Source organism: Paenibacillus sp. FSL W7-1088 (assembly GCF_037969855.1).
Classification (GTDB): domain Bacteria; phylum Bacillota; class Bacilli; order Paenibacillales; family Paenibacillaceae; genus Paenibacillus.
The window spans coordinates 4,127,847-4,140,724 of the sequence record NZ_CP150216.1 but is presented as its reverse complement, the minus strand read 5'-3'; the positions used below and the strand labels follow the sequence as shown (position 1 = coordinate 4,140,724).

The window sequence follows — 12,878 nt, the reverse complement described above, 5'->3', positions numbered from 1 at the left end:
AAACTATGCGGTGAACGTTTTTTGCTTTCGATAGACATTGGGACTTTCCCCGGTATATGCTCTGAATTTTTTATAAAACCAGTCTGTATCCGTATATCCAACCTCGCTGGCAATTTCGTAAATCCGCAAATTGGTGGATATCAACAGAAGCTTGGCTTTTTCCATCCGCTGCTGCATCAAATAATGATTAAAGGATATGTTCTCTTCCATTTTGAATTTTTGACCAAGATACGCACAATTGAAATGAAGCATGTCGGAAATCTTCTTCAGTGTAATGTCACTGCTCAGATGATCACGTACATATGCTTTTACAATCTTGATCACCTGGCCGGAATGCAGATGTTTACCTTCCAGATGAATAGGTGATTTGAAGGTGGATGGAAATCTCTTCGCGGGCTCCGCGTCCAGCCTGAGCTTGAGCTGATCCAGACTGTTGAGGAGGGCGGAGGCCCGGACGGGGCCTGGCAAATAATCGCTGACCTGATACGCCAAAGCTTTGCGTACAAGCCTGAAATGATCCACTCCGCCCATGAAAAGGATCGGAATCTGGCTTTTCTTTCGAATATAGTGGCATACCCACAAACCTGCAGCAGCACATCCTCCCGTGTTCACGAGTACGACAGAAAATTCCCGCTCTGCCAAAGCCAGCAAAGCGGCTTGCGCAGAGACTACACAATCTCCGATGGCATAATCGGATCTGTAGCGCCCCAGCAGCTTCTGTAATTCTCCGCAAGCATGGCGGTTGAAATCCACAAGCAAGATGTTATGCATGAAGGAAACCTCACTTTCGCTTGATTTGAATCCCTCTGAGCCTCAAACCCTCTCGAAACCAGTATGACTCATGTCTTTATTTCATTATGGGAATAAAAGAAAGCGCATACAATGTGCATTTCTTTGCAGATGGTCCATTTGTTTACCAATTAATGTTGAAAATACGCTAACTTGGATTCAAATTGCCAAAACCTATATTTTGACAGGGTAAACACCTTTACTTTAACAGGTTGTTAACGCTTTCATTCAAGAGCTACACTTTTGATGGAAAACGGTAAGCCATATTCAAGGGGGGACAACGATGAGAAAAAATACGTTCATGATGATTAGCCTTGTTCTTGTAATGTTTCTGTTGATTACCGCGTGCAGTACCGGCTCCAGCGCACAGACAGAGCCAGAAACGAAAGCACCGCAGGAGGAGCAGACTACGAACGAAACAGAACCCAAGAATGAGACATCAACGCCGGAGATGGATTTTGACATGGGGGGAAGAACGATTAAGGTGGTTGCCTGGTGGAACATGGAAATGACCGATAGCAACCCGGACAACATTCAGCGCATCGAGAATCTGGAAGCACTCAAGAAAAAGCACAACTTTAACATCGAATACATTTCGATCGATTTTGGCGAGTACCAGGAGAAGGTCGTGGCCTCCCTGATGGCGGGAGAACCGCTAGGGGACATTGTTCGGCTGGGCAAAAGCTACGCTATCCCGGCATTGACCAAGCAAGATCTGTTATGGCCAGTGGATGAGTATACCAAGAACGATAAAGTGTTTAACCAGAAAACGACCAACCAATACATGCAGTATGAAGGCAGGGGTTATGGATTTACCGAGGATCAATCTTCATTTATCAGTGGTATTTTTTATAATCGCACACTTATGCAGGAACTCGGCATGAAGCCGCTGCAGGAATATGTGGACGAAGATCAGTGGAACTGGGATACGTTTATTGAAGTAGCCAAAAAGGCAAACAAGGACCGCAATAACGACGGCAAGCTCGATACCTGGGGATTAGCCCAAAGGGGACTGCTTGAACCGGTGCTGTATTCCAACGAAGCCTCACTGACCAATGGTGACAAGCAAAATCTGGATGATCCAAAAACAAAAGAAGCACTGAGCTTTGTTTCCAGAATGGCTACCGAGCAAGTCGGCAGAGCCTCGGAAGGCGGGGATTGGACTGAACCTGCCACGTTTTTCCGTCAGGGCAATACGTTGATGTATTCGGGCGCCATGTACGAGATCGAAGGTATCAAAACAGATATGCAGGACTATGATATCGGCTTCCTGCCTTTCCCGAAAGGACCAAGTGCAACCGCGTACCACTCTGGCGAGTCGCAATATCAGGCACTGACGATTCCGAAAGCAGTTGAGCATCCAGAGCAGTTAATGTATATCTGGGAAAAAATCAACGAGATCGATTCAATTTACGATTACCCCGGACAATCAACCCTGGAGACCCACTTGGCGGACGAAGCTGACATCGAAAATGCCAGAACAGTTGCCGAAGGCATGCTGGTGCTTGATCACAATACGTTCCCGTCACTGCCTTTCTGGGATTTCAACGGTGAGCTGGTCGATGGTGTTTCCGTTTCAACCGTCATTGAAAAATACAAGGCGCCGTTCCAGGCTGCTATCGATGAGGTATACAAACCAAAGAAATGATGCGGTTCTCTCCGGAACGGATGCAAGGCCCTATACGCACTGTCCCGGAGAGTGATACAGCTTAGCCATGCTCCACGCCAGAAGGAAGGGGGACATTTTGGAACATGCGGTCACGAAAGAAAAAAGGACTGATCCTGCTGCTCGTCATTGCGTTGATCTTCTCCATATGGAGCATTTACCCTGCGCGGGATCGCGGTCCGGGTATAGCTCAGGCGCGCGAGGATTTTGAAGCCGTATCAGGTACAGACGACCCACGCAGCTATGAGCATTACCTTTCCAATTACACAGATGCAGCCAAGCCGGAGCAGGCTGTGCGAATCGAAGGAGAATCCTTCATTCACGCTGCCGACGGTGAGTTCGAGACTGTCGATGGATATGCCGGACTGGACGGGAAAGCGGTCATCACCCCGGAAGCTGGCACTATCAGCTGGGAAGTCCCTGTACAGGCGAGCGGTTTATACCAGATCCGCATTCATTATTATTCTGTCACGGGCAAAAGCTCCGGCATTGAACGGAAGCTGACCCTTAACGGTGAGGTTCCTTTCAGGGGAGCCGATGTGCTGTTATTTGACAGGGCATGGGGGAACCGGGAAGACAGCGTGCGAAGGGATGATCGCGGCAATGATCTCAGGCCACGGCAGGTGGAGAAGCCCGTTTGGCAGCTTGCCGCCTTCAAGGACAGCGCCGGTTACTTCGAGGAGCCGTACCAGTTTTATTTTGAAAAGGGAAAACAAAAGCTGTCACTGACCTCGCTGCGCGAAAGCATGGCGATCGATTATATCGAGCTGTACCAGGAAGAGAACATTCCGTCTTACGCAGAGCTGCAGACCGCTTATGCATCGGCCGGATTGAAGCCGGCTGAAGCTGTCATGCTCAAGGTACAGGGAGAACAGGCGGTGAGTAAATCGTCACCAACCCTTGCACCGATCTCGGATCGGTCGAGTCCTTCCCTCGAGCCCTACGATGTATCCAAAATCCGGATCAATGCTATTGGAGGCACCAACTGGAAGCTGCCCGGCGAATGGATCGAATGGGATGTAGACGTGCCGGAGGATGGCCTGTACCAGATTGCGCTCAAGGTGAAGCAGGACCAGCTTCGCGGTGTGTATGCGACACGAAGCCTGATGATTGACGGCAAGGTTCCATTTAAGGAAGTGGAACGTATTCGCTTTACCTACAGCCCCGAATGGCAGACACGGGTACTGGGCGAAAGCGAGCCTTACCTGTTCCGGCTCTCAAAAGGAACACATCGCTTGCGAATGACGGTTACGTTGGGGGATATCGCTCCGCTGCTGCGAACGGTGGAATCCAGCGTGCTGGATCTTAATGAAATGTACCGCAAAATTTTGATGATTACATCCAACAAGCCTGATCCTTTGAGGGATTACCAGCTTGAACAGCGCATTCCCGAGATGACCGAGGTATTCAAGCGGCAGGCAGGCATCCTCCGTTCGGTTGCCAACTATTTGGAGCAGGCAACAGGTGAGCAAAGCGACAAGGTAGCTGTGCTGCATGCGATGGTCGTCCAGCTGGAGGATATGGCGGCAAGACCGGAAACGGTGCCCAAACGTCTGGATACCTTCAAGATCAATGTGGGCGGGTTGGGAACATGGATTCTATCCGTTCGTGAACAGCCTATTGCACTGGATTACCTCCTGGTGGCCTCACCGGATCAGAAGCTGCCAGAGGCCGGGGCTACTCTGCTGCAGCAAATGAAGCACGAAGTGGGTGCCTATGTCGCTTCCTATACCGAGGATTATGACAGCATCGGCAACACGGAGCTGAAAAAGGATTCCATCACGGTATGGATTACGACCGGACGTGACCAGGCTCAGGTGCTGAAAGGTCTGATTGATGAATCCTTCACACCGGAAACGGATATTTCCGTGCAGCTGCGACTTGTTCCGCCCAATATCCTGCTGCCTGCGACGCTGGCTGGAGAAGGCCCGGATGTAGCGATGCAGATGGGCGAGGATATTCCGGTCAATTACGCGATGCGTAATGCGGCAGCCGACCTGAGCGGATTCCCGGACTTTGAGCAGGTTGCAAACCGATTTCGGGAGAGTGGACTGACGCCTTACCGCTATAACAATGGGGTCTATGCTCTTCCAGAGCAGCAGCATTTTCCAATGCTGTTCTATCGCAAGGATGTCCTGAACGAGCTTGGCCTCGAGCCGCCCAAAACATGGCAGGACGTGTATAATGCCATCTCGGTGCTGCAAAAGCACAATATGGAGTTCTATTTGCCAATCGAGGATACAACAAACAATGCCAACATGATACCCAACGCAACCTTCGCCATGCTCTTATATCAGAACGATGGCGAGTTCTATTCGGAAGATCAAAAGGAGAGCGCGCTGGATTCGGAAATTTCCATGGATGCGTTCAAGCGGTGGACGCAATTTTATACCAATTACAAATTTCCGCTTAAAGCTGATTTTCCAAACCGTTTCCGTACCGGGGAGATGCCGCTTGGCATTGCAGATTACACAACCTACAACATGTTGACCGTTATGGCTCCCGAGATCCGCAATCTGTGGGATTTCACCATCGTTCCGGGCACGCAGCTGGCGGACGGTTCTGTAAGACATGAGGTTGCAAGCACGACAAGTGCGGTCATGATGCTGCAAAACGCGAAGAACAAGGAGGCTGCATGGTCGTTCATGAAATGGTGGACCGACAAGCAGACCCAGATTGAATATGGCAGGGAAATGGAGGGACTGATGGGGGCCGCGGCGCGTTATCCAACTGCTAATATCGAAGCATTGGAGCAGCTGCCCTGGCCGGTCAAGGATTATCAAAACCTGGAGCAGCAGTGGGAATGGGTAAAGGGCATTCCCCAGGTACCCGGCGGATATTTTACGGGCCGGCATCTCGACAACGCGTTCCGCAAGGTGGTCAATGCGAACGAAAATCCGCGCGAAGCCTTGTCTGACTACGTCCTGTACATTGACGATGAAATCGAGCTCAAGCGCAAGGAATTCAATCTGAAGTAGAAGGAAGGGAGGGTAACGGTTGCAAGCAGAAACCACCAAGGCACCCGCTGCGCCTGCCATTAACGCCAGGCAGGCGAGCAGGTGGTCCCTTTTGAAAAGGGATTTGTACCTAAGCAGACATTATTACGTACTGATGGCACCGTTTATGCTGATCTTTTTCTTGTTTACGGTCATTCCGGTCGGCCTCTCGCTTGGCCTCAGTTTTTTTCATTTCAACATGCTGGAGCTGCCCCGATTTGTCGGCTGGCAAAATTATTCGCGGCTGTTCCTGAACGACGATGTTTTTTTGATCGCTCTTAAAAATACGCTGCTGTTTGCCGTTATTACGGGTCCTGTCAGCTATATTGCCTGCTTTTTGTTTGCGTGGATCATCAACGAGTTGTCGCCCAAAATTCGGGCCGTCATGACACTTGTGTTCTATGCGCCTTCCATTTCAGGCAACGTTTTTTTCATCTGGCTGATCATTTTTTCTGGAGACAGCTATGGATACATGAACGGTTTTCTGATGCGCCTCGGCGTTATTCTGGAGCCGATCCTGTGGCTTGCAAACGAGAAGTACGTGCTGGCGATTGTCATCCTCGTACAGCTGTGGCTCAGCCTTGGCACGAGCTTCCTCGCCTTCATTGCGGGCCTCCAGACGATCGACCGATCGCTGGTTGAAGCGGGTACTGTGGATGGTATCAAGAACCGCTGGCAGGAGCTATGGTACATTACACTGCCTTCTATGAGACCGCAGCTTATGTTCGGCGCCGTTATGCAGATTACTGCCTCGTTCGCCGTAGCCGAAATCTCCATCGCGCTGGCTGGTTTTCCCAGCGTCAATTATGCGGCACATACCGTCGTAACACATCTGATGGATTATGGCACCATTCGGTTTGAGATGGGATATGCGTCCGCCATTGCGACCGTTTTGTTCGCCATGATGCTCGGAACGAACATTTTGACACAAAAAATGCTGAGAAAGATAGGTGAATGACAATGACCAGCAAGGTACGCGCCGTCTTCGGCATGTCCAGAAAACTGAATCGGTCATTTACCGTCAGCCTGATGCTGTTTGCACTGCTGGCTCTGTTCGGGTCATTCATGGTATTGCCGCTGATCTATACGGTTAACAACGCCTTTAAACCACTGGATGAGCTGTTTATTTTTCCGCCGCGCTTCTGGGTGAACAATCCGACAATGGAAAATTTCGCGGACCTGATCAATCTGATGGGCAACTCATGGGTTCCTCTATCCAGATACATTGCCAATACGCTGATTATTACGCTGCTTGGAACGGCAGGCCATATCCTGCTGGCTTCCGCAGCAGCGTACCCGCTGGCCAAATACCGGTTTCCCGGTTCAAAGGTGCTGTTTACCATCGTCATCCTGTCCCTGATGTTCTCACCACACGTCACGGCGATTCCGAACTACATGGTGATGTCCTGGCTAGGATGGATCAACACACATGCCTCCATTATTGTGCCTTCACTCGCCTTTTCCCTGGGACTCTTCCTGATGAAGCAGTTCATGGAGCAAATACCGGATGCGCTGCTGGAGGCTGCAAAAATCGACGGGGCCAACGAATACCGGATATTCTGGAGTATCGTAATGCCTAACGTGAAGCCAGCCTGGCTCACGCTTATGATTTTGCAGTTTCCGGCGCTGTGGGGGACCGATGGCGGAAGCTTCATTTACAGTGAAAATCTGAAAACGCTGCATTATGCGCTCAGTCAGATTACCCAGGGAGGAATTGCCCGTGCAGGTGTCGGCGCTGCGGTAGCGCTTCTGCTCATGATCGTGCCGATCGTCCTGTTCATCATCTCCCAGAGCAGTGTCATGCAGACGATGGCAACTTCCGGTATGAAAGAGTAGAAGGGGGGCAGCGACATATTGAAAAACATGTGGAAAAAATGCGGATGGCTCACCATGGGCCTTGCCTGCCTCCTGTGCTTGGGAAATGCAGCGGCAACGGCATTTGCCGATGGTCAGACGGATGCGTACAACTACTCCTACTGGGGAGAAGCGGTTCGCTCTCCTGCTGCGTATGAGGCAACCCGAATAGTGACGGGCACCGAGCTGAAGATTGGCACATTCAAAGAACCAAACGACATGCATGTCACAGCCGATGAGCGGGTTTACGTGCTGGATTCGGGCAACAGCCGAATCGTCGAGCTGGACCGGGAATTGAAGCTGATACGGGTTATCGATTCATTTGATCATGATGGACAGAAGGATTATTTCAAAAATCCCCAGGGATTGTACGTATCAGACAATGGGCAGCTGCTCGTTGCGGATTCGGAACATCAGCGGGTGGTTCATCTGGATGAGCAGGGGCAGTTAATCAAAATTGTGGAGCAGCCGCAATCCGACCTGCTGAAGGCGGATTTTCAATTCAAGCCGCTCCGGGTTGTTATGGATAAAGGCGAACGGATTTACGTCATGGCGGAAGGTGTTTTTGACGGCTTCATGGAGTTTAATTCCGACGGGTCCTTTGCCTCCTTTATCGGAGCCAATAGAGTCTCGGTTGACCCGGTGGAGTATCTCTGGAAACGATTCGCAACCCGTCAGCAGCGCAGCCAAATGGTCATGTTCACACCAACCGAGTTCACCAATATGGACATTGACGAAGAAGGTTTCATTTATGCAACGAGTGGGGACTTGAAGGGATTGCCGATCAAGAAACTGAATGCGCAGGGTGCGGACATCCTGAGAAGGGAAGGTTACTATCCGCCGCAGGGGGATTTGTTGTACACCAATGAGAAAGGTCCTTCCCGGCTGGTTGATGTGGACGTAGGGGACAGCGATATGTATTCCGTGCTTGATGCCAAGATGGGGCGGGTGTTTACCTATAACGGAGATGGATATCTGCTCCACATGTTCGGAGGCATTGGAAACCGGTTGGGCCAATTCAATACCCCAGTTTCGCTAGAGCGTGCGGGAGAACGAATGCTAGTGTTGGACAAAGCACTAGGCGAGATTACCGTGTTTCAAACGACAGAATATGGACGCACACTGCATGAAGCGGTTCGAAGTTATTTTAATGGAGACGAGGAGGGCTCAGCGGCAAGTTTTGCAAAAGCTGCCGATATGAATGCCAATCTTGAATATGCCTACGCAGGCATCGGAAAAGCGCTGCTGCGCCAGAAGGATTATGCGCAATCTGCGCAATATTTTAAGCGAAGCATGGAGCGGGAAGGGTATTCCAAAGCGTTTCTCCTGTTTCGCAAAGAGCTGCTCCGCGAGCATTTCTCATGGATCATGTCCGGACTGTTTCTGATTGTTGCCGTGCTGGTAACCGTGACCATCGTTCGCAGACAGAGAAGGGGGACAACAAATGCAGGCATCAAGTAGACAGCTGATCCAATATCCGCTGCATCTTATTTTTCATCCGTTTGACGGGTATTGGGAGCTGAAATACGAGCGAAATCAGAGAACAACGCTCATGATTGCTTTGGCTATTTTGGTTTTGTTAACGGTAACAACGATCCTTCAGGCCCAGTACAGCGGATTCCTAGTCAATTTTAACAACCCGAAACGATTGAACAGCCTGCTGGAAATCGTCTATGTCATTGTTCCGGTGCTGTTCTGGTGTACAGCAAACTGGTCACTGACCACGCTGATGGACGGAGAGGGCAAATTCTCGGAAATTTTCATGTCCACATGTTTTGCACTGGTTCCACTGATTTTGATTCAGTTTCCATGGATTTGGCTCAGCCTGATCATTTCCGGGCAGGAAACCGCCTTTTATTATTTCTTTAACATGGCTGCCACGGCCTGGACGGTATACCTGTTATTTGTCGGCAATATGACGGTGCATCAATATACACCCGCCAAAACGGTGCTGACCATGCTTCTGACGCTGGTTGCCATGGCCTTCATGGCATTTCTCTGCCTGCTGTTCTTCAGTCTGGTGCAGCAGATTGTGTCCTTTGCAGCCACCATCTATCAGGAACTTGTACTCCGGGGCTAAGGAAGGAGAATGGAGATGAATTTGTACGTGGCTAAAAAAATGATCGCGATCCTGCTCGTATTCGGCCTGCTTCTTGGCGGGTGTCAGACCGCTTCCATGCCTGAAGCCAGGATGTCTGCGAACTCGGATGAACCAGCGGAAGTGCCTGCGCTGCCGCCCGGGGAGAAGCTGGCCTCATCCTTCAATGATACACGTCTGCCTGGCATGATCGGGCTTGCCCAGAATGAAGCGCTGCAGCTGTTCATCCAGGAAGAGACAGCCGAGATTGCGGTAATTCACAAGCAAAGCGGGCAGATCTGGCGCAGCAATCCGGAAGAGCGCAATCTGGATACGCTTGCGGCGGGAATCAACAAGGACCTGCTGTCTTCACAGGCCAAGCTCAGCTTTTATAACAGTCTTGGACAGAGCGGCTCGGTTAACTCCTATACGGATAGTGTAGCCCACCAGCAGATCAGCTACGAAGCATTGCCAAACGGCGTAAGGGTGAACTACCAGTTTGGCAGCAATGAGAGCTCCATAGAGGATCTGCCTGTGAAAATCAGCAAGGAACGCTTCGAGCAGAAGCTGCTTGCCGCGCTCGATAAGGCCGGGCAGCGTGCCTTGAAGGTCGGCTATGCGGAGGACAAGGACGAAGGCATTTATATCCGAATCGACAAGGCGATGCAGGGACTTCAGCTAACGCGTGCACTCAAGGCTTTCGAGACAGCTGGTTACACGCCCGAGGACCTTCAACTGGACAATGCCGAGCATGGCATTGAGCAGGAAAAAAGTGGACCACGCATGTTTATGTTATCCATCGAATACGGGCTGGATGACGAAGCACTGGTCGTACGCGTGCCGGCATCTGGCATTCATTTTCCGGAACAATACCCAATCAACAGCATATCCGTGCTGGATTATTTCGGTGCTGGTGCAGCGGATGATGAAGGCTCCCTGTTTGTACCCGATGGTTCAGGAGCGCTCATTCATTTCAATAATGGCAAGGTTCAATATCCCGCCTATCAGCAGGACGTGTATGGACCGGACCTGACGATGAAACTTCGTGAAGTGGACTCGACTGAGGAAAAGGCCAGGATGCCGGTCTTCGGACTGATTCGCAAGGGCGGTGCGTTCCTGGGCATCATCGAGGAAGGTGCAGCTACAGCGGTGGTTAATGCGGATATCAGCGGCAAGCTGAACAGCTACAACAATGTGTATCCGAGCTTTTACGTTGTGAACAAAAGCGATGTGACGCTTCAGGCGAGCGACATGGTACGGACATTGCCCAAGTTTCAAAAGAAGCCAACGGTATCCGATTTTGTCGTTCGTTACGCCTTTGCGGGAGCAGAGCAGGCCTCCTATTCCGGTCTTGCCTCCCTGTATCGGGACTATTTAACCCGGACAGACGGCCTTCCTGCGAAGCAAACGGCTGAGGGAGAAAAGGACATTCCGTTTTACCTGAAGCTTGCCGGCAGTATGACCACCAAAAAACACCTGTTGGGCATACCTTACGAATCGAATGAGGCGTTGACCACGTTTGACGAGGCGAAGCAAATCTTGTCCGAGCTCCAGGAAAAACATGTATCCAACATTCAGGTGCGCTACGCGGGCTGGTTCAACGGAGGACTCCTTCATCGGCTGCCGGATTCCATCAAGGTGGACGGGGCGGTTGGAGGACGAAAAGGCATGCAGGCGTTTAGCGACTATGCCCGTGAGGCCGGGATCGTTTTTTATCCTGATGTAGCGGTCCTCAACGTACATGCGAAGAACGGCTTCAAGCCTTCCTCAGAAGCTTCCCGAACGCTCACGCAGGAGCCAGCGGTTCTATATCCGATGGACCCGGCAAGACAGCGGCGTGACCGGGATCGACAACCGGCTTATATCCTTTCTCCGAACCTGCTGGGTAACGTAACAGAAGACATGCTAAAAGCGATTAAGCCATATGAGGCAGGCGGATTGTCCCTGCGTGATCTGGCCGAGCAGCTGAACAGCGATATGAATCCGAAAAAGCTGCTGGATCGCACCGGAGCACAAGCAGCTGTCACGGAGGCATTGAAGCAGATTAATCAGCAGGGGATGCCAGTGGTCGCCGAAGGCGGTAATGCGTATGCGCTGCCGTACGTGACGGGTCTCACAGATGCGCCGATGTCCAGCAGCCGCTTCAAGCTGGAGGATGAAGAGATTCCGTTCTTCCAGCTGGTTGTTCACGGTGGCATCAGCTACACCGGAGCTGCCTACAATCTGTCAACGTATACCGATGCGAGACAATATGTTCTGAAGCTTGTTGAGTATGGAGCAAGTCCCTATTTCACCTGGTTCAACGCGCCGAACCATATCGTGAAGGAAACGGATTACGATGATCTGTACGCCGCCCATTATGAGCAGTGGTTGGACCTGGCAGCCGAGATGTATGAAGAGGTCAATGAGGCCAATCGTCGATTCGCCGGGCTGAACATGGTAGCACACGAAAAGCTGGCTGAAGGCGTATTTCAAACGACATACGAAAACGGAGGCTTCGCTCTGGTGAATTATAACGATTTCCAGGTGCAGGCAGCTGGCCGAACTGTGGAAGCGAAAAGTTACGTGACAGGTGGTGAGCAGCTCTGAAAGCGCTACTGAAATGGAAGTGGGGGCGTCGGACCTATGCCCAGCAGAAGGCGGCCTGGGGAGTGATCTATGTACTTCCCTGGCTTATCGGTTTTGTCCTGTTCTTTTTTGTTCCGCTGCTGGCTTCCCTGCGTTACAGTCTGAGCTCAATCCAGGCGAACGCGCAGGGTATATCCATCCAGTTCACAGGTCTCGCCAACTATATTCAGGCGCTGACGGTCAATACCAGCTTCAACCGGGCGCTGATCGAATCCATAACGGATGTGCTCGTGAATGTGCCGCTGATCGTCATATTCAGCCTGTTCCTTGCCGTCATTCTCAATCAGAAGTTTCCGGGGCGGGCCATAGCGCGGTCTATCTTTTTCCTGCCGGTGATTTTGGCATCAGGCGTCATCATGGCGCTGGAAAGCACCAGTCTGATCGAGGCTGTTAACCAGAGCAGTACGGGTGGCAGCGCTCTGGGTACCTTTGAAATCGAAAACCTGATGCTGGACGCAGGGTTAAGCGAGTGGGTAGTCATGTATCTGAGCGGCGCGGTTGACCGCATTTATCAGATCGTCAGTCAATCTGGCGTGCAGATTCTTATCTTTTTGGCAGGCATCCAAACCATTTCGCCCCAGCTGTACGAGGCATCCAAAATGGAAGGAGCCACGGGATATGAAGCTTTTTGGAAAATTACGTTCCCCATGGTCAGCCCGCTTATTTTCGTTAATGTGATCTATACCATCGTCGATTCCTTTGCCAGCAATGCCATGACTACGCTGATTCGAGATACGGGCTTTGTCAAATTTGATTTTGGACTGAGCTCAGCCATGGCGTGGGTCTACTTCGTGGCGATTGCCGTTATTCTGATCGTGGTATCGCTTATTTTCTCCAAACGTGTCTTCTATCAAGATTAGAAAGGAGG

At 51.1% G+C, this 12,878-nt stretch carries 9 protein-coding genes; 8 read left to right on the top strand and 1 reads right to left on the bottom strand.

The genetic code is table 11. From position 1 onward, the window contains the following. Positions 1-3: 3 nt before the first annotated feature. Complete coding sequence (locus MKY42_RS18500) at positions 4-771, bottom strand: helix-turn-helix domain-containing protein (RefSeq protein WP_339843844.1); 768 nt, start codon at positions 769-771, stop codon at positions 4-6. 301 nt (positions 772-1,072) lie between these two features. Here MKY42_RS18500 and MKY42_RS18495 point away from each other — a divergent pair, with 301 nt between their 5' ends. The 8 genes from MKY42_RS18495 to MKY42_RS18460 all read left to right on the top strand — a co-directional run bounded on the left by MKY42_RS18495 (position 1,073) and on the right by MKY42_RS18460 (position 12,870). Beyond that, entirely contained in the window at positions 1,073-2,437 is a 1,365-nt protein-coding gene (locus MKY42_RS18495) for an extracellular solute-binding protein (RefSeq protein ID WP_179264420.1), read from the top strand. 104 nt (positions 2,438-2,541) lie between these two features. Beyond that, positions 2,542-5,433, top strand: a complete 2,892-nt coding sequence (locus MKY42_RS18490) for an extracellular solute-binding protein (RefSeq protein WP_339843840.1) — start codon at positions 2,542-2,544, stop codon at positions 5,431-5,433. A gap of 19 nt (positions 5,434-5,452) precedes the next feature. Further along, complete coding sequence (locus MKY42_RS18485; RefSeq protein WP_090899355.1) at positions 5,453-6,409, top strand: sugar ABC transporter permease; 957 nt, start codon at positions 5,453-5,455, stop codon at positions 6,407-6,409. Positions 6,410-6,411: 2 nt separating this feature from the next. Beyond that, the gene (locus MKY42_RS18480) at positions 6,412-7,287 is read left to right on the top strand and encodes a carbohydrate ABC transporter permease (RefSeq protein WP_090899353.1); all 876 of its coding nucleotides are present in this window, start codon (positions 6,412-6,414) and stop codon (positions 7,285-7,287) included. 15 nt (positions 7,288-7,302) lie between these two features. Beyond that, positions 7,303-8,766, top strand: coding sequence for an SMP-30/gluconolactonase/LRE family protein (locus MKY42_RS18475; protein ID WP_090899350.1), 1,464 nt, complete (start codon positions 7,303-7,305; stop codon positions 8,764-8,766). Beyond that, positions 8,750-9,385 (top strand): Yip1 family protein, encoded by a 636-nt coding sequence (locus MKY42_RS18470; protein ID WP_339843837.1) that lies wholly within the window; start codon positions 8,750-8,752, stop codon positions 9,383-9,385. Before MKY42_RS18475 ends, MKY42_RS18470 begins: the two co-directional genes overlap by 17 nt. Positions 9,386-9,400: 15 nt before the next feature. Next, positions 9,401-11,971, top strand: coding sequence for a DUF5696 domain-containing protein (locus tag MKY42_RS18465; protein ID WP_339843835.1), 2,571 nt, complete (start codon positions 9,401-9,403; stop codon positions 11,969-11,971). Next, entirely contained in the window at positions 11,968-12,870 is a 903-nt protein-coding gene (locus MKY42_RS18460; RefSeq protein WP_339852990.1) for a sugar ABC transporter permease, read from the top strand. Before MKY42_RS18465 ends, MKY42_RS18460 begins: the two co-directional genes overlap by 4 nt. The last annotated feature ends 8 nt before the right edge of the window (positions 12,871-12,878 follow it).

Bases quoted from the DNA above. Each gene is read 5' to 3' on its own strand.
- MKY42_RS18500 (WP_339843844.1), bottom strand. From the start codon at position 771: ATGCATAACATCTTGCTTGTGGATTTCAACCGCCATGCTTGCGGAGAA.
- MKY42_RS18495 (WP_179264420.1), top strand. From the start codon at position 1,073: ATGAGAAAAAATACGTTCATGATGATTAGCCTTGTTCTTGTAATGTTT.
- MKY42_RS18490 (WP_339843840.1), top strand. From the start codon at position 2,542: ATGCGGTCACGAAAGAAAAAAGGACTGATCCTGCTGCTCGTCATTGCG.
- MKY42_RS18480 (WP_090899353.1), top strand. From the start codon at position 6,412: ATGACCAGCAAGGTACGCGCCGTCTTCGGCATGTCCAGAAAACTGAAT.
- MKY42_RS18470 (WP_339843837.1), top strand. From the start codon at position 8,750: ATGCAGGCATCAAGTAGACAGCTGATCCAATATCCGCTGCATCTTATT.
- MKY42_RS18465 (WP_339843835.1), top strand. From the start codon at position 9,401: ATGAATTTGTACGTGGCTAAAAAAATGATCGCGATCCTGCTCGTATTC.